Annotated in this window: 22 protein-coding genes; 5 read left to right on the top strand and 17 right to left on the bottom strand. The window is 71.6% G+C overall.

Annotation, left to right across the window (positions count from 1 at the left end; translation table 11 throughout):
• Position 1 precedes the first annotated feature (1 nt).
• From ACFW16_RS09490 to ACFW16_RS09445, 10 genes are all read right to left on the bottom strand, one after another.
• The gene (locus ACFW16_RS09490) at positions 2 to 409 is read right to left on the bottom strand and encodes an HK97 gp10 family phage protein (RefSeq protein WP_380304161.1); all 408 of its coding nucleotides are present in this window, start codon (positions 407 to 409) and stop codon (positions 2 to 4) included.
• Positions 406 to 759 carry a hypothetical protein gene (locus ACFW16_RS09485; RefSeq protein ID WP_380304159.1) on the bottom strand — a complete coding sequence of 118 codons (354 nt, stop codon included), beginning with the start codon at positions 757 to 759 and terminating at the stop codon, positions 406 to 408. The genes ACFW16_RS09490 and ACFW16_RS09485 overlap by 4 nt, the downstream gene beginning before the upstream one ends.
• Before the next feature lie 73 nt (positions 760 to 832).
• Positions 833 to 979 (bottom strand): hypothetical protein, encoded by a 147-nt coding sequence (locus ACFW16_RS09480; protein ID WP_380304157.1) that lies wholly within the window; start codon positions 977 to 979, stop codon positions 833 to 835.
• 243 nt (positions 980 to 1,222) lie between these two features.
• Positions 1,223 to 1,375: a hypothetical protein gene (locus ACFW16_RS09475; protein ID WP_380304155.1), complete on the bottom strand. Its 153-nt coding sequence runs from the start codon at positions 1,373 to 1,375 to the stop codon at positions 1,223 to 1,225.
• 86 nt (positions 1,376 to 1,461) lie between these two features.
• Positions 1,462 to 1,830, bottom strand: coding sequence for a DUF4054 domain-containing protein (locus tag ACFW16_RS09470; RefSeq protein ID WP_380304154.1), 369 nt, complete (start codon positions 1,828 to 1,830; stop codon positions 1,462 to 1,464).
• A gap of 2 nt (positions 1,831 to 1,832) precedes the next feature.
• Entirely contained in the window at positions 1,833 to 2,138 is a 306-nt protein-coding gene (locus ACFW16_RS09465; protein ID WP_380304152.1) for a hypothetical protein, read from the bottom strand.
• A gap of 170 nt (positions 2,139 to 2,308) precedes the next feature.
• Complete coding sequence (locus tag ACFW16_RS09460) at positions 2,309 to 3,262, bottom strand: DUF2184 domain-containing protein (protein WP_380304150.1); 954 nt, start codon at positions 3,260 to 3,262, stop codon at positions 2,309 to 2,311.
• A gap of 41 nt (positions 3,263 to 3,303) precedes the next feature.
• A complete protein-coding gene (locus tag ACFW16_RS09455; RefSeq protein WP_380304148.1) occupies positions 3,304 to 3,777 on the bottom strand; it encodes a hypothetical protein in 474 nt (157 codons plus the stop codon).
• A gap of 32 nt (positions 3,778 to 3,809) precedes the next feature.
• On the bottom strand, positions 3,810 to 4,814 hold the full coding sequence (locus ACFW16_RS09450; RefSeq protein ID WP_380304146.1) for a DUF2213 domain-containing protein: 1,005 nt from the start codon (positions 4,812 to 4,814) through the stop codon (positions 3,810 to 3,812).
• Between the two features lie 164 nt (positions 4,815 to 4,978).
• Positions 4,979 to 6,244 carry a DUF1073 domain-containing protein gene (locus ACFW16_RS09445; protein ID WP_380304144.1) on the bottom strand — a complete coding sequence of 422 codons (1,266 nt, stop codon included), beginning with the start codon at positions 6,242 to 6,244 and terminating at the stop codon, positions 4,979 to 4,981.
• 351 nt (positions 6,245 to 6,595) lie between these two features.
• Between ACFW16_RS09445 and ACFW16_RS09440 the strand changes: the two genes are divergently transcribed.
• Entirely contained in the window at positions 6,596 to 7,297 is a 702-nt protein-coding gene (locus tag ACFW16_RS09440; protein ID WP_380304142.1) for a TOPRIM nucleotidyl transferase/hydrolase domain-containing protein, read from the top strand.
• Here ACFW16_RS09440 and ACFW16_RS09435 read toward each other — a convergent pair.
• Positions 7,294 to 8,184 carry a LysR substrate-binding domain-containing protein gene (locus ACFW16_RS09435; RefSeq protein WP_380304140.1) on the bottom strand — a complete coding sequence of 297 codons (891 nt, stop codon included), beginning with the start codon at positions 8,182 to 8,184 and terminating at the stop codon, positions 7,294 to 7,296. The genes ACFW16_RS09440 and ACFW16_RS09435 overlap by 4 nt on opposite strands.
• A gap of 96 nt (positions 8,185 to 8,280) precedes the next feature.
• On the opposite strand from ACFW16_RS09435, the gene pyrF reads away from it, so the two are divergent.
• Entirely contained in the window at positions 8,281 to 9,120 is an 840-nt protein-coding gene (gene pyrF, locus ACFW16_RS09430) for an orotidine-5'-phosphate decarboxylase (RefSeq protein WP_380304139.1), read from the top strand.
• A gap of 229 nt (positions 9,121 to 9,349) precedes the next feature.
• Here the strand turns inward: pyrF and ACFW16_RS09425 are convergent, their stop codons facing one another.
• Both ACFW16_RS09425 and ACFW16_RS09420 read right to left on the bottom strand, forming a co-directional pair.
• Positions 9,350 to 10,063 carry a GNAT family N-acetyltransferase gene (locus tag ACFW16_RS09425; protein WP_380304137.1) on the bottom strand — a complete coding sequence of 238 codons (714 nt, stop codon included), beginning with the start codon at positions 10,061 to 10,063 and terminating at the stop codon, positions 9,350 to 9,352.
• Between the two features lie 266 nt (positions 10,064 to 10,329).
• Positions 10,330 to 11,085 (bottom strand): SDR family NAD(P)-dependent oxidoreductase, encoded by a 756-nt coding sequence (locus ACFW16_RS09420; RefSeq protein ID WP_380304135.1) that lies wholly within the window; start codon positions 11,083 to 11,085, stop codon positions 10,330 to 10,332.
• A gap of 158 nt (positions 11,086 to 11,243) precedes the next feature.
• Between ACFW16_RS09420 and ACFW16_RS09415 the strand changes: the two genes are divergently transcribed.
• The gene (locus tag ACFW16_RS09415; protein WP_380304133.1) at positions 11,244 to 11,855 is read left to right on the top strand and encodes a TetR/AcrR family transcriptional regulator; all 612 of its coding nucleotides are present in this window, start codon (positions 11,244 to 11,246) and stop codon (positions 11,853 to 11,855) included.
• 135 nt (positions 11,856 to 11,990) lie between these two features.
• Here the strand turns inward: ACFW16_RS09415 and ACFW16_RS09410 are convergent, their stop codons facing one another.
• Both ACFW16_RS09410 and ACFW16_RS09405 read right to left on the bottom strand, forming a co-directional pair.
• Entirely contained in the window at positions 11,991 to 12,731 is a 741-nt protein-coding gene (locus tag ACFW16_RS09410; RefSeq protein WP_380304131.1) for a phosphotransferase enzyme family protein, read from the bottom strand.
• A 170-nt stretch (positions 12,732 to 12,901) separates the two neighbouring features.
• A complete protein-coding gene (locus ACFW16_RS09405; protein WP_380304129.1) occupies positions 12,902 to 13,495 on the bottom strand; it encodes a DUF6456 domain-containing protein in 594 nt (197 codons plus the stop codon).
• A 118-nt stretch (positions 13,496 to 13,613) separates the two neighbouring features.
• Between ACFW16_RS09405 and ACFW16_RS09400 the strand changes: the two genes are divergently transcribed.
• Positions 13,614 to 13,907 carry a hypothetical protein gene (locus ACFW16_RS09400; RefSeq protein WP_380304127.1) on the top strand — a complete coding sequence of 98 codons (294 nt, stop codon included), beginning with the start codon at positions 13,614 to 13,616 and terminating at the stop codon, positions 13,905 to 13,907.
• A 148-nt stretch (positions 13,908 to 14,055) separates the two neighbouring features.
• Here ACFW16_RS09400 and ACFW16_RS09395 read toward each other — a convergent pair whose 3' ends face one another.
• Together ACFW16_RS09395 and ACFW16_RS09390 are read right to left on the bottom strand one after the other, a co-directional pair.
• Positions 14,056 to 14,571, bottom strand: coding sequence for a hypothetical protein (locus tag ACFW16_RS09395; protein ID WP_380304125.1), 516 nt, complete (start codon positions 14,569 to 14,571; stop codon positions 14,056 to 14,058).
• On the bottom strand, positions 14,571 to 14,912 hold the full coding sequence (locus ACFW16_RS09390; protein ID WP_380304123.1) for a hypothetical protein: 342 nt from the start codon (positions 14,910 to 14,912) through the stop codon (positions 14,571 to 14,573). The genes ACFW16_RS09395 and ACFW16_RS09390 overlap by 1 nt, the downstream gene beginning before the upstream one ends.
• Before the next feature lie 231 nt (positions 14,913 to 15,143).
• Here ACFW16_RS09390 and ACFW16_RS09385 point away from each other — a divergent pair, with 231 nt between their 5' ends.
• On the top strand, positions 15,144 to 15,722 hold the full coding sequence (locus tag ACFW16_RS09385; protein WP_380304122.1) for a helix-turn-helix transcriptional regulator: 579 nt from the start codon (positions 15,144 to 15,146) through the stop codon (positions 15,720 to 15,722).
• The last annotated feature ends 127 nt before the right edge of the window (positions 15,723 to 15,849 follow it).

Below are 15,849 nucleotides of genomic sequence, written 5' to 3'. Positions count from 1 at the left end.
CCTATTGGCCCGCCTGGCCTCGGCGGACGGCTTGGACGATCAGGGCGACCGCGTCCTGCCGCTTCTTCGCGGTGGCCGGCCGAAGATAGGGACGGGCCGCCACGCGCGCGGTGCCGAATTCGAGGTCGGCGGCATAGGGCGCGGCCGAGACCACCTCGGCCGCCGTCTCGCCCCGGCGCACGACGTCGATCGCGCCGTGCAGCCGGCCGGTGTCGGCATTCGGCGGCTCGCCCGGCTTGGACGGGACATGGTCCGGCCCGCTGATCCAGCCGGCGGCGATGCTGGCCGCCGCCTCCGCCGCGACCAGGTTCGCCGCCGCCACGACGGCCTTGCCGACCTCTCGGTGGAGGGTCTTGGTCCGCAGCGTCAGTCGCCGGAGATGGCGGTCGACCCCGGTGATGCGGATCATCGGGCGGGCACTCCGGTAAGGATCCAGGCCGCGCCGGCCGGATCGCGCTCGACCGAGCCGATCCGCCACCGGCCGCCGGCCAGGGTGATCTCGTCGTCGACGGTCGGGGCCGCGACGACACCGGCCTGCAGCACGATCAGCCGCGCCGCCTGATCGGGGATCCCCCAATCGGCCCGCTGCCGGTCACCGGCCTGGTCGCGATGGCCCTTGACCGGCACATCGGCGAAGGTCGGCGGCAGGATCACTTGGCCATCCGCATCCTTGGCCACGACATGCAGGGTGCCGTCCGGCAGCAGCGGCGCGAAAACAGCGCCGAACACCGTCCGGAGAGGGCCGTCGAGCAGGGACATGGTGCCTCCCTGAAAGGGCAGGGCCGCCCCGAGAGGCGGCCCTGCTTCACATGCGGTGAGATGATGGTTACGGCTACGAAGGATCGACGATGCAGCCCCTGATCGCCTGCTCGAGCTGATCGAGACCGGCGCAATGCTCGATCACCGCCAGGACCAGTTCACCGAGCCAGGTGGTATCCTCGCCGAGATCCAGTGCGTATCCGTTGGCTTCGATGAACATGAGCGCCGCCGTCAACGCAGTGCGCTTGTTCCCTGCTCACAAGCATGATTCTGGGCGACACCCATCAGCAGATGCAGACCCAACCGGACGATGTCCCGCTCCCCCTCGTATCAGTAGATGTTCTGGGGTCTGTGGGCCGCCATCTCCGCAAGCCCGCGGTCCCGGAGAAGATGGGGTTCTCCGGTTTCCGAGACTTCATCCTTGTTGGTCTCGATCAGATCGTCGGCCGTCAGCCAGATCGGCTCATTTGGCGAGGACGGCACGCGCGTCCTTCGTCATGCGCATCACCCGCTTGCGCACGGATGCGAGATCTTCCGTCTTTCCGGGCTTGGCCGGATAGACGATCTTGGTCCCGTCACTCTTTGGCTTCCCGATCTTGGTCGCGGGCGCGCCCATGATCCGCTCCTGACTTGGCTCCGCCTATCACTATCAGAGAAACTGGGAAGTCCGAAGCGACGATTCCAGGACCCGCCCTTCCGCGGCTACACCACCGTCACGGCCGGCACGTTGCGCCGCATCAGCTCCAGGAAGCGGCGCCCGTAGCCGGTCGAATCCAGCGCACCGGGACCGGCATCGGCCGTGTCTGGCCGCTCCAGTTCCAGCGCGCCGCTGCGCATCCGCCGGAACCCGCCGGCGGCGGCCGCTGCGGCCTCGGCGCCGCTGCCCTGCCCGTCCAGGGTCAGGACATGGGCGGCGAGGAGCAGCCGGCCGAGCCGGGCATCTGCCTCGCTGGCCCAGTCATCACCGATCTGCAGCGCCGCCTCGCTGAGCGCGGCCTGCACGATGGCGTCGGCCACGGTAGCGAAATCCGGAAAGCGGGCCTTGAGATCGGCAGGAATGGGATGGTCCATCGTCAGCCCTCCTGCCCCAGCCACCGGGCCAGTTCCGCCGCGGTCTGCTCCTTCCGCAACGGGCCGGCCAGGTCCTCGCCGCCGGGGCCGACGATGTAGTGCCGGCCGAAGCCCCGATGCACCACCCTCGGCCCGGCGGCCGCCGGCGGCTCGGCCCAGGCCAGCTCCCCGGCCTCGACCTGCCGCCGGACATTGGCAGCCTCCGCCGCGCTCAGCTCGAGCTCGGCAGTCTCGCCCGGCTCGAGCAGCCGCACCCGGCCCTGCGCATGGAGGAAGCGCGGCCCGGGCGAGATGTTGGTGACGCGCATGGCCGTTTCTCCTGAAGAAAGATCAAAGCCGGTTCGAGAATGCGCTCGGGGTGAGTCGGCTGGTGGCGGTTTCGAGAACCGGAGCGCAGCGGACGTTATGGTCCGTGAGCACCGGAAGCGCAGAAACCGCCGCCAGACGGCCACCCCGGGCGCCTTATCGGACAGGCGGGTCAGATGCCGTCGCCGTAGCGGAAGGCCTTCGGCCGCCGGATCTCGACCCCGCCGGTGCGGAAGATGCCCGGCACGTCGAAGGCCAGCGGCCCGGACTGCGACGGCGCCAGGAACTGGTGCGGCATCGGCAGGTGCAGCCTCACCACCTGCGGATCGCGGCGATAGGCGGCCATGCGCGCGGTGCTGCCGGCGCCGGCAGTCTCCAGCCCGCGCATGGCGCGGATGGTCAGGGGCGCGCCGGTGATCGCGGTATAGGTGTTGCTGCGCCGCAGATAGTCGAGGATGGTCAGATCGCTCGAGCCGCTGCGCGGCGTGTCGGCCAGAAGGGTGAACCGGTCGATCGGCAGCAGCAGCGTGTCCGCCAGCTCAACCGTGAGCGATTCCTCGTAGACGCCGGTCAGCAGCGCGTTGACGTCGCGCAGGATCTGCTCGGGGGTCTTGTCCGCCCAGCGGGTGGAGGCCCCGGCGCCGTCGTTGGCGACGAAGCCCGCGGTGACATTCGGGTCGTTGATCAGGCCGGTCCAGCCCTTGGCGACGCCGCTCGGCGGCACGCCGCGCAGGGCGAGGCCGTCCATGAACTCCTCATAGGCGCGGACGGCCGCCGCCGCCCGGTCCGCTGACAGGTTGGTGCCCGGCACCATCATCGCCTGGCCCAGCTCCTGCAGCGTGTATCGGTACCCGATCGCCGCCATCTCGATCGGCCGGTCATGTTGCGCGCGCTCGACATCCGCCAGCGGGATGTCCTTGGCCAGGTGGCTGACCCACTCGGCCTGGCCGAACCGGTCGGTGGAGAAGAAGGTGACGCTGTTGGCCCAGGGATTGGCCGAGGTGTCGACCGGAACCAGGGCCGGATACTGGATGTCCGGATACTGGATCTCGTAGACCTGCGCCTCGATCTGGCTGGTCTGCGCGACGAGGAAGCCCAGCGCCTGCTGGGCGTCGAATGCGAACATGGAAGGCTCCTTGGAAGGGCTGGGCGTTCGGAAGCTGTGGATCACACCGACGGCAGCGCGCCGCCCAGGCGCAGGACGGCGAGACCGCTGCCGGCGGCTGCGGTCATCCAGCGGGCGCCGGCGATGGCGAAATGGGTGGCATCGGCCGGCAGGCTGGACAGGATGCCGGTCGCGGCCTCGAACACGACATTGTCCCCCGCCGCGACGGCGCTGCCGGTCACGACCCAGATGTCGCCCTCGGTCAGCACCGCGATGCTGGCGCCCTGCCGGTAGGTGTCGCCGTCGGCCGGGTCGAGCACGACGTCACGGATCGAAATGCCGACGAAGCCGGCCGCCGCCGCGGCGCCGAGCACGGCCCCGCGGGCCGCGCCGCCCTGGCCGACGGCGAGGCCGAAGCCGATGCCGGCGGCGGTCTCGACGATGCGGCTGTCCGCATCGGCATTGGTCAGGTTGGCGACCATGCCGGCGGTCGCCGGGCGCATGGTCTCGCTGTAGCTGTTCTGCACGACGGCCATGTCCGTCTCTCCTTTCTGCGATGGGCGGCGGATCAGGCCGCGGGGGAACCGATCGTGCTCCGCCAGGCCTGGGCCAGGCGGGCGTCGCGCCGGCGCAGCGCCTCGGCCCGGGCATCGCCGGCGACCTGCCGCCCGGCCAGGACCTGCCGCAGCGGGTCGGGCCGCGCGGGGCCGGCCGGGGCGGCCAGCACCCGGAAGGCGCCCTCGATCGCGGCGTCGCTCATGTCGCGGGCGGCGGCGTCGCCGATCCGGGCGGCCACGGCGGCGCGGCGGATCCCGGCCTCGCCGAGGCCGTCGACCGCGAGGCCCTGGCCGCCGATCCGCCGGGCCTCGGCCAGGAGGACGGCGCGGGCCGCCACCGCCTCGTCCAGCCGCACCGGGGTCAGCTCGGCGTCGCGCAGCCGGGCGGTCAGGGCGGCGATCTCGCCGTCCCTGGCCTCCAGCGCGGTCCGCAGCGCCGCGACCTCGTCCGCCGGCGCGGCCGGGGCGATCGGCGCGGCGGTGCTCCAGGCGTCGCCGATGCGGCAGGCCGGGCCGGCGCGGGCGGCGTCGACCACGGCCAGATGGTTGGCGCGGATCCGGCGCTGCACGGCGTCATAGGCCTCGCCCGCCGGCGTGGTGCCGGGCGTCCAGTCGATCTCGGCAGCGTAGCCGACGCTGAGCTGCCGCTTGCCGGCGATGACGGCGTCGACTGCCGCGCGGTCCATCAGCACCAGCGGCACGCGGATATAGTCGCCGTCCCGCGCCACCTCGCCGCCGACCTGGCCGACGCTGTGCGCCTTCCAGTTCGCCGCCGTGACCGGCTCGGCCGGATGGTCGAGCGTGACCGGGCGGTGCGCCATCGACGCCAGGGCATCGGCGGCGAACACCTCCTCCTCCGGCCGCCAGACCCGCACGGCGGCGAGGTCGCTGCGCCCCATCTCGGCGCCGCTGTAGGTCTGGACGCCGGTGCGGGCGATCCGGGCGGCCGCGACCAGATAGCCGTCCTGCGTGGTGCGCCGGTCGCCGACCAGCGTCACCGTGTCGGTGATGAGCATGGAATCTCCATTGCAATGGGGGCGAGCAAAGCGGCTGCGGCTCTTCATCTGTCATCACCGGGCTTGACCCGGTGATCCAGAGAATGTCGAGACCGGCACTGGTCGCCACTGGATTGCCGGGTCGAGCCCGGTGATGACAAAAGAGAAGGGAGACGAAGGGGCTGTCAGGCGCCCGCCGCCCCCTCCCCGACCACCGCATAGGCGGCCTCGATGCCGGGATAGATGCCGTCCTCGACGATCTGGTTGCGGACGGCCCGGGCCAGCACCTCGGGCGGGATCAGTCCGGACGCGGCGTAGAGCGAGCTGGTCTCGGCCTTGGTCTTGCCGATCGCCGCCGCCTCCCCCGCCCCCAGCTGCCACAGCGGCGCCCATTCGAACCGGATCTCCGGCGGGCGGGTGCCGAGCGCGCTCAGGATCAACGCCTCGTCCAGCCGGCGCAGCGCCGGTCCCAGCGTCACCCGCTGCTCCGCCGCGATCCGGTCGTAGTAGTTGCGGATGTCGCTCTCGCCGGTGGCGTTCAGCCCGGCCGGGGCCTGGCCCAGCAGGCGGGTGGCCGGGATGTCGGCGGCGCCGGCGGCGATCTGCAGGTATTGCTGCATGACCTCGGGCAGCTGGGCGAAGCTCAGCTGTTTGCGGTCCCACTCCTCCTCTTTGTCGATCACCAGGGCGCTTACGAGACCCTTCATGGTGTTCGCCAAGGCGAAGCGCTCCACCAGCCGCCGGGCGTAGTCGTCCTGCGCCAGGCTCTGCGTCAGCTGCGGGATGCGGATGACGTCGAGCTTGGCCTCGTGGATCAGCGTCGCCACGCCCTGGGCGGCGAGGCCGGCTTGGCGGATCGCGTCCATCATCGCCTGCAGCACGCTGTCGCCCCAGCCGTCGGCGCCAGCCCCGTCCGGCAGCTCGGCGCCGGGCAGCCGCACCACCCGGCTCGGATGCAGCCGCACGCTCCCCTGCTGAGCCGACGCGACCTGGTACCAGCCCGGCTCGCCGAAGCCGGGCGACAGCACGTCGCGGTCGATCTCGCCGGGCGCGATCTCCCAGCGATGCATGACGTGCAGATAGCGCAGGGCCCCGCGGCCGAGCGGCGGCAGCGGCTGCGCCGGGTCGCCGTCGCCGGCGCCCAGCACCAGGGCGGCGCCGCCGTAGAGTCGGGCCAGGCGCAGCGCCCGCGCCACCTTGCGCTGGACGCCGAGCCGCGCCTCCTCAGCCTCGATCGCCTCGATCTGGTCCGGTGCTGCGTGCCAGCGCCGCCATTCCCGGGTCATGTCGAAGGGCGGCACGTCGATCACCTTGCGGGCGATCCAGTCGCCGCGATAGGCGGCGTCGAGCTGCCCGCGGTCCTGCAGCACCAGGCCGAAGCGGTCATGCGCCAGCTTGTCCTTGGCGGTGAACAGCCCGGCGATGACGTTGGTCAGCGTGTCCAGGAACAAGGCGGCCTCCGAAAACCGAAATGGGAGTCGCGGACGGACCCCGTTCCCGAGGCCGGTCGAGACTGCATACGGGGTGGGTCGACCGGCGGTGGTGTCGAAAACCGGCGCGCAGCGGACATCAGGTCCGTGAGCCGGCCCGGATCGCCGGCCTTCATTCCGAAACAACGGCGCCCGCCGCGGCGGTGCCGGACGGGCGCAACTCTTCGACTGTGCCTGAACTATGCCACGCGATGCGGCATCGCGTCAAGAACAAAAAGCGAACATGCTGTGTGGCGGGCCCGCATCCGTGGCCAGGGCCCTCCGGGATCTGTACGATTGCGGAGCCTGTCGGAAGGCATGGGGGTGGCTGGGTTGGCCGAGAAAGCCGCAGATCCGGCGCCGGCGCGGTCGGGAAGCCGCGGCGCGCGACGCCGTCGCCGGGAGATCTCCGTTCCCGGATATGCCAGCGGGGCCGATGCTCCGCTCCGGGCCACCGCGGCTGCGCTGGACCGCGCCCGGCATGCCCGGTCCATCGTGCTGGTCGAGGGGATCAGCGATCAGATCGCGGTCGAGACCCTGGCTAGCCTCGAGGCCAGGGACCTGGCCGCGGAAGGCGTGGTCGTGGTGCCGGTCGGCGGCGCCCGGTCGGTGTCGAGCTTCCTGGCCCGCTTCGGGCCGGCCGGCGCCGGGCTGCGCGTTTGCGGCCTGTGCGATGCCGCCGAGGAGCGGCATTTCTGCCGTGCGCTGGCGCGGGCCGGCTTCGCGCCGCCCGAGTCGCGCAGCGAGCTCGAAGCCGGGGGCTTCTTCGTCTGCGACCGCGACCTGGAAGACGAGCTGATTCGCGCTGTGGGGCCCGACGCCATCGAAGCGATACTGGCGGAAGAGGGCGACCTCGCCTCGTTTCGCACGCTCCAGCGGCAGGCCGCGTGGCGGGACGCCGGCTTCGTCGATCAGCTCCGCCGGTTCCTCGGCGCGGGCGCGCGCCGGAAGCTGCGCTATGCCGGCCTCTTCGTCCTCGCGCTCGACCCCGACCGCCAGCCCCGGCCGCTCCGGGGTGTCCTCAGCCGGACTTAGAGCGGCGCCGGCGGCGGCTTGGCCCTGCGGCCTTCCGTGACCAGCCAGCGGGCCAGCAGCTCCGCTGCCGGGTGGCTCGCGAGCGACGGCCGCAGGCAGGTGAACCTCGTGGCCAGGGGGCGGAATCCCCAGGGCGCGACCAGCCGTCCGGCCTCGATGTCGGACTGCGCGAAGGCCCAGGCCGTGACCGCGATGCCCAGCCCGGCCGCCGCCGCCTCCAGCATGTAGGAATTGTGCTCGAACGACCGTTCGGCCGCCGGCCGCGGCAGGGCGATGCCGGCATCCGCCGCCCATCGGGGCCAGCTTTCGGCGAAGGTCTCGCTGTGCAGCCGCGGCAGCAGCAGGGCTCCGGCGCGGCCCGCCTTGTCGAACAGCCCGGGGGCCAGCACCGGGCCGAAGGCATGGGCGAGGAAGGGCGTCGCGGTCACGCCGGACGGCGCCGCGCCGCGATGCGGCCGGATCGCGGCCTGGACGCCGCCGCGGCCGAACTCCACCGGGCCGCCATCCTCGATGATCCGGACCTGGATGCCGGGATGCGCCTCGACGAAGCCGGCGAGGCGCGGGATCAGCCATTTCATGGCGAAGGTGCCCGGCGAGGAGACCACCAGCTCCTCTCCCACCCCGGCCCCGGGCAGCCCCGCCGCGATCTGGTCGAACGCCGCTCCCAGGCAGGCGGCGAGCTCCCGCCCCGCCGGGGTGAAGGCCAGGCCGTGACGCGGGCCGGTCAGCAGCGTCGCGCCCAGCTGCCGCTCCAGCGCCTTGATCTGGCGGCTGACGGCGCCATGGGTGACGCAGAGCTCCTCGGCCGCGCGCACCATCGAGCCCGCGCGGGCAAAGGCCTCGAAGGCCTGCAGGGCTTTCAGCGATGGCAGCCGTCGTCTGACCATGTGACCTCAGCTCACATCCTCGACCGGCTTAGTCGATGGACGCGCAAAGGCCAAGGCCCGATCACATCCGGGTCTTCCCTTGCAGGAGCCGCACCGATGGCCAGCTTCGCCGAGCGTTTCGCCGACCTCTCGACCCACCGATCGCCGCTCTGCCTCGGCCTCGACCCGTCGCCGGAGCTGTTGCGGCACTGGGGCCTCGCCGACGATCCGGCCGGGCTGCGCAGCTTCTGCGGACGGGTGCTGGAGGCGGCGGACGGGCTGGTCGCCGTGATCAAGCCGCAATCCGGTTTCTTCGAGCGCTTCGGCCCGGCCGGCATGGCCGAGCTGGCCGCCGTCAACGCCCAGATCCGCAGCCGCGGGGCGCTGTGCCTGGTCGACGCCAAGCGCGGCGATGTCGGCGGAACCATGGCGGGCTACGCCGCCGCCATGCTGGGGGCCGGCAGCGGCTTCGGCGGCGACGCCCTGACCGTCAGCGCCTATCTCGGCTTCGACGCGCTGCGGCCCGTCTTCGACCGCGCCGCGGCGACCGGGACCGGCGTGTTCGTCGTGGTCCGGTCCTCGAACCCGGAAGGCCGCGCGCTGCAGGCGGCCCGCCATCCCGACGGCCGCACGGTGGCCGAGGCCCTGGCGGACGGGATCACCGCCTGGAACGCGGCCCGCGGGCCGGGCATCGGCCCGCTGGGCGCCGTGGTGGGCGCGACGGTCGAGCCGGCCGAGGCCGCCCTGGTCGACCGGCTGCCGCAATCGCTGATCCTGGCGCCCGGCATCGGCCCGCAGGGCGCGGCGATGACGGACGTGGCGACGAAGTTCCGCTCGGCGCGCGAAAGAGTCCTCCCGGTCGTCTCGCGCGCCGTCCTCCGCGAGGGGCCGGGCCCGGCGGCCCTGCGCGACGCGATCAAGCGCCATCGCGAGGCCGCCTGGTCCTTGTGGCGATAGCGCTAAGGGACCGAAGCGGACAACCAGGCGAAGCGACGCTGCCTTCGGTTCGGTTTGATCGGAGTCTTCGCCATGCCGCCCCACGCTCCCATCCGGTTGCCGGAACGAAAGCGCCCGCCGCGGCGGTGCCGGGCAGGCGCAACTCTTCGACTGTGCCTGAACTATGCCACGCGATGCGGCATCGCGTCAAGAACAAAAAGCGAACACGATGGACGAGAACGCCGCCGGGCTAGCGGGACTCTCTGTCCGGCGCGAACACGAACAGCGTCCCGATCCGCTCGTATCCCATGCCGGGATACAGGAGAGCCCCCGCATGGCTCGCGGTCAGCACCGAGGCTTTCGATCCGCGGGCCTTGTCGTCCTGCAGCATCCTCGACAGCAGCGCCCGGCCGATGCCGCGGCGGCGGTGCGAGGGCGCGACATGCATGTCCGCGCACCATGTCGCCCCCGCCGCATCCACGCTCCGCACCCGCCCGACGATGTCCTCCCCGTCCAGCGCCACATACTGCCGGAACGGGGCGCCGTCGCCGAGCAGGCTGTCCGGCATCGGCCGGGTGCGGGTGGCCGTCCCCAGCCGCGACGCCAGCCCGGGCGTGCGCACGCGTTCGATCGGGACGGGCGATGGCGGCATGGGGATCCGGTCCAGCGCCTGGACGAAGAAGCCCTCCGTCCCGAGCAGCCGGTAGCCCAGGGCCTTGTATGCGCTTCGCACGGCCCCGTCCGGCTCGCCGTCCGGGATCATGGCGCAGACGAAAAAGCGCCCGCGCGCATGCCGCCGCGCCGTCGCATCCACCTCTGCGGGATCGACGCCGTGCGCGATCCACTCCTCCTTGCGATAATCGCGGGGGCTCTTCCGCGGCGCGTCGCGCATCAGCCACAGAGGCCCGACGCGGCTGGCCTCGTAGGGAAAGACGAGGCTCTTGCCGGCGCTGTGGCCGCGCACGAAAACCTCGATCGCGAATTCGATGACCGGCTTCGATCCGCCCATCCGGCAGCGTACCGTCGCCCCCCTGGCGGAACAATGCGCGCATCGATCGGCGGTGCAGGAGCTTCACCTTCGGGCTGACCTTCGACGCCCAGAGACCGTTCGGAAATGCGCCGGCGCGAGTCGGCTGGCGGTGGTTTCGAGAACCGGAGCGCAGCGGATGAGCACCGGAAGCTTCGAGCCCCCCGTCAAACGGCCGCGCCAGGCGCATGTCCAGACGTCTGTCAGACTTGCAGGCCGCCGGCCACGTCGACCACGCCGCCGGTGACGTAGCCCGCGTTCGGTCCTGCCAGGAAACAGGCGATGGCCGACACCTCCTCGAGCGTCGCGATCCGGCGGATGGGGTGCAGGTCCATGAGCGAGTCGGGCAGCTTGTCGCGCACCTCCGCCGCCATGTCGGTCGGCATGATGCCGGGCTGGATGACGTTGACCGTGATGTTGCGTCGGCCGAGATCGCGGGCGACGCCCCTCGCATATCCGGCGATGGCCGCCTTGGTTCCCGCATAGTCGGCGACGCCGGCGAACGGGATGCGGCTGCCCAGGAGGGAGCCGATGAAGATGATCCGGCCGCCATCCGGCAGCACCGGCGCTGCCGCACGCGTGGTCGCCACCGCGCCCATGACGTTGATCTGCCACTGGCGATCGAGATTGACCGTGTCGAGGTCGGGATCGTCGACCGTCCTGCCCTGCACGGCGATCGCCGCGTTGTTGACGAGGATGTCGAGCTTGCCGAAATGCGCCACCACGGTGTCGACCAGCGGCTTGGCCGCGGCCGTGTCGGCCTGGTCGCTCCGGATCGCGAGGGCCCGGACGCCCTTCGCCTTCAGCGTCTCGACCACGGCCTCGGCCTTCCCGGCCGACGCGACATAGCTGATCGCGACGTCCGCCCCCTGGTCGGCAAGGACTTCCGCCACGGCGGCGCCGAGCCCGCGCGAGCCGCCGGTCACGAGGGCGACCTTGCCCTTCAACATGTTCGACATGAGAACCCTTTCGGTATGCGATCAGGGGCGCTGCCCGACCCCGGCGAGCGACCGCCTCTTTTCGTAACGAATGTTACGGTAACGCTTGGTATGAAATCTGGACAAGGGCTGTCAAGCGGTTTAGTAACGTCCATTATGAAAAAAACCGGGCTGGGCTGATGGGGCGCCGCCGCGAATTCGACGTGGAGAAAGCGCTCGACGCCGCGCTCTGCGTCTTCTGGCGCAAGGGCTACGAGGGCGCGTCCTACGCCGACCTGACCGAGGCTGCCGGCGTCGAGCGACCCGCCCTCTATTCCGCGTTCGGCAACAAGGAAGCGCTCTTCCGCCGAACTCTGGCTCGCTATACCGAGCGATATCTGGGCTACGTTCCGGAGGCGCTTCAATTGCCCACGGCGCGCCAGGTCGCTGCGCATATCCTGTACAATGCAGCCGACCTCAACACACGCTATCCCGACCATCCGGGGTGCTTCGGGATCAATGGGGCCCTGGCGGGATCGGATGAAGCGGAACCTGTGCGGCAAGCGCTGATAGAGTTTCGCGCGGCTGCTCAGGCGCAGCTCCGTGACCGCTTCGAACGGGCGAAGGCCGAGGCCGACTTGCCGGAGACGGCCAAACCCGATGCCCTTGCGGCCTTCGTGATGGCTGTCACTCACGGCATGGCGGTGCAGGCCAAAGCCGGCTTCAGCCGCGACATGCTGGAGGCCGTTGCCGAGCAGGCGCTTTCCACCTGGCCTACCGGTCGTTCCACGCCTTCCGGAAAGTCACCCTAGACCTTGGGTGAGACGCTTGGCCTCCACAGTGCTCGCCGCGTCGGCCCGGAAAACACGATGACGCCAACAGACCCCGTCGGTTGAGCGGCGGCGCCGGAGGATCCGGCATTCGGTGCGGCCTCTCGCTGCCGCTGCTCAGACCGCCCGGACTTCGGCAAGCCGCTTGATCGAGTACTCGTCGTCCCAGCAGACGGCGGCTTCCCATGCGGCCGACGCTTGCGCGGCGATGTCATGCGCGCCGCCGTCGAGACCGGCGGCGTTGTGGGGCAGCACCAGGTCGAGGTCCGGGACGTCGACATGCGACTCGTCCCAGTCGATCAGCGCGACCCGATCCGCGGTCATGCGGATGTTGCGCGGATTGGGGTCGCCATGGACGACGCATGTCCGACGTCCGATGAGCCGCGCCCACGCCGCCCGGCATCGGGCAACGCCCTCGGGCGGCATCGCGGCGAGGTCGATCTTCGTCCCGGTCTCGGCGTGCAGGAGGTCGGTCGACGATCGCCAGCCTGGCCGCTGCGGCCAGCCCTGCGTCAACCGATGCAGCCGGCGAAGCGTGTCGGCCACGCGACGCCAGTCGGCCTCCGTCTCGGGCGGTCCGCCCTCCACATATGTCATCACCACCAGGCCGTCCGCGAACAGCCGGCCGGCCGTCGTCGGGATCGGCACCGGCACGGTCAGGCCTGCACGGTCGAGGTGTTGAAGGAGCTCGGTCTCCCACGCGAGATCGGCGTCGCTCCTGGCACCGAGACGACCGACCGCGAGCTGCCCGTGGACGCGCACGCTCCACACGTCGTTGGCAACGCCGCCGGCGAGCGGTTCGATGCGAGCTGCGTCTTCACCCCACTGCCCGAGTGCCTTCCATCCCCCTGGCGACATCTTCGACCAACCCGACTGGTGCTTGACCTAAACTTGAACGCCAGCGCGGCAATGGCAACAAAATAACAGGCACTGTGAGTTTCCGTCTCTTCACCCGATTGCCCGGGCTGTATCGCGTTCGAGCAAGGCGCTCGCGCCGCGCGGCGACGGAGCGGACGCGACGGCGCCGGTCACGGCACCCCCACCGCTCGCGGCCGGGCCCCCCGCCGCGCTCCCGCCTCGCCCCCTCCCGGCGCCGGGTCGTCCCGGCCGGTCAGGTGGTAGTGGTCGGCCAGCGTCTTCAGCCCGTCCTCCAGCACGCCCATCACCTTGTCGCGGCTGCGCCCCTGCCTGGCCGAAACCTCCACCACGTCCTGCTCGTGGCAGCACACCGCCTCCACCACCGCCCCGACATGGGGGCCGAGACGTCGCAGCGCCGCCCTGTAGGCGCGCAGCATCCCGAGCTGCGTCTCGCCCGGGGTCAGCACCAGGCGGGTGCCGCGGATCCCGGGCGGCAACCCGCTGCCGCGGTCCTGCACCCCAAGCACGCCGATCTCGAACTGGCGGCGCAGCTGCTGTCCGGCCGAATGCATGCGCGGGCTGATCGAGCCGCGCGCCGCCAGCCGGTCGATCGGCGCCTGCACCAGGCGGCCGACCGGTGCGCCGATCGCGGTGCCTGCCGGCCGGCCGACGATCCCGGCCGCGTGCCGGGCCCGCTCCGGCGTCTCCCGCATCTCCTCCCCGGCCGCGGCCGTCCGCCCGCGTCGGATCCTGTGTCGCGCCATCATATGTCCTCTGCCGGTTCGAGACATCGCGATGGAGGCGGCTGCATGCCGCCTCATCTCTTTGATCGGGAACAACGTCCGGGGTCGTCCTCTTGCTCTAGGGAGGACCGGAGGTCGCATGTCGGAGTCCCCACGGCAGGCCGAGGCGATCTACGCTTGGCTGCGCATCTATCTGCTCAACTGGCAGGAGGGCCATCGGCCCTCCGCAGTGGAGGTGGGATGGATCGCCCGCGCCATGCGGATCGCGCGCGAGGGCGGCAGCCTGGGCCGGGTGCATGATTGCATCCTGGCCGCGATCATGCGCCGGACGCCGACGGAACCGCCCGAGCCCTATGGGCTGGAGCAGTTCCGGCGAGACTTCGCGGCCTTCCGCGACGCGCATTTCAGCGGCCCCGCCGCCTCCCGCATCTGACGGTCTCCGAGATCGTCCGGGAATGCGCCGGCGTGAGTCGGCTGGCGGTGGTTTCGAGAACCGGAGCGCAGCGCACATTTGGTGCGTGAGCACCGGAAGCGGAGAAACCGCCTCCAGACGGCCGCGCCGACGCATTCCCGGCGGTCTCTCACCAGGCCGCCATCATCGCCGCGGCGCACCCGGCCGGCGAATGCCGGACCGGCGGGTGGAGCCGGACCAGCGGGCCGGCCAGCTCGGGGTGCTCGTGGCGAGCGAATTCCCGGCGCCGCACCGCCGCGTCGTAGGCCGCGGCGCTCTCCCGGGTCGGCCGTGGCCACCCCGCCTGCGCGTCCCGGTTCCGCAGCTTCAGCCGGGCCAGGGCCAGGACCAGCGCCGGGCTGCTGCTCCCGACGGGGCGCCGGACCGTGCGCTGGCCGGTGCCGGCGATCTCGAACACGCGCCGGCCCTGGCGGCCGATGACGGTGATCAGGCCGGCGCGCTGCAGCCGCCGCAGCTCGCCGCCGATCAGGCCCGGGTTGCCGGTAATCCGGTGCCCGGCGGCCTGCAGCGCCGCCTCGAGCTCGGGGGCCGAGGGCGTCGGCGCCCCCGCCGCCGCCGCGGCGGCGATGACGGTGAACAGCGTCCGGGTCCGGTCGCTGAGCGGGATCGGGGCAGCGTCGCTCATCAGGCGCCCGTCCCCGGCGCCGGCGTCGCCGCCGGGTCGACGAAGTCGAAGGCCGATCCGGTCGCCAGCACGCAGGCGGTGCCGCCGGGCTGGATGCCCAGCACGGTGACGCTGGACCCGTCGGCCGAGGCCAGGATCTCGATGACGAAGCCGCGGGCGGACAGCATCCGCGCCACCGGGGCCTCGTGATAGCGCTGGCTCAGCGCCGCGGCGACGATCTCGTAGGGCGCGCAGGGGCTTTCCGTCTGGGCGGGGGCCGCCTGGGCGGCGGCCGGACAGGCGGCGGCCAAGGCGAGGGCGAGGCCGGCCGCCGGGCCGGCGAGCGCGGATGCGCAGGACATGAACGGAACTCCGGACAGGAAGGGCGGTCAGCCGGGCCGCCACGGTCCGTTGCGGAAGGGAAATTCAACCGGCGGCGCCGGGCCGCGGGATCACCCGGCTCGGCCGCCGGATGGGATCAAAAGGGTCAGAACCATGAGATAAAGAATTCCCCATTCCGGGGAACATTGTCAAGCCAATATTTCCCAAAATGGGGAATGACAACGCGGATTCGATCCTTCAAGATACCCGGAATGGGGAACGGACTGAAACAGCTGCGCCAGGCCCGGGGCTGGACGCATGAACAGGCGGCGGAGGCCATGGGCGTCTCCCGCGGCCAGCTGATCAAGCTCGAGCGCGGCGAGCGGCGGCTGACCGCCGACTATATCCGGCTGGCGGCCGAGGCGTTCGGCACCAGCGAGCTGGAGGTGCTGGGCACGCCCCGCGCGGTGCGGCTGGTCGGCAAGGTCGGCGCCGGCGCCGAGGTGCATCTGTTCGACGGCGACGCGTCGTCGGAGCGGATCGACGAGGTCGAGGCCCCGCCCGGCGCCGACGACATGACGGTGGCGGTGATCGTCGAGGGCGATTCCATGTTCCCCCGCTATCTCGAGCGCGAGACGATCTACTACCGCCGCGCCGACGCCGCCGTGGACCCCGCCGGGCTGATCGGGCGCGAGGTCGTGGTCCGCCTGGCCGACGGCCGCACCTTCGTCAAGGTGCTGCGCCGCGGCTCCGGCCCCGGCTACTTCACCCTCGACAGCTACAACGCCCCGCCGATGGAGGATGTGGTGGTCGAATGGGCGGTGCCGGTGAAATGGGTGAAGCGGGACTGAGGGCCCGGCCGCGGCGCCCGGAGCGCGGCCCGGAATGATTGTGACAAAAAACCCACCAATATAGACAATATCCGTCCAGCGCGCATCTCCCGTCCTGGCGATGCCGGGCGCCCCGTTTCGCGGCAGG

The organism is Inquilinus sp. NPDC058860, assembly GCF_042743185.1.
In the GTDB taxonomy this organism is placed as follows: Bacteria; Pseudomonadota; Alphaproteobacteria; order DSM-16000; family Inquilinaceae; genus Inquilinus.
This window is presented reverse-complemented; position numbering and strand designations above follow the sequence as displayed.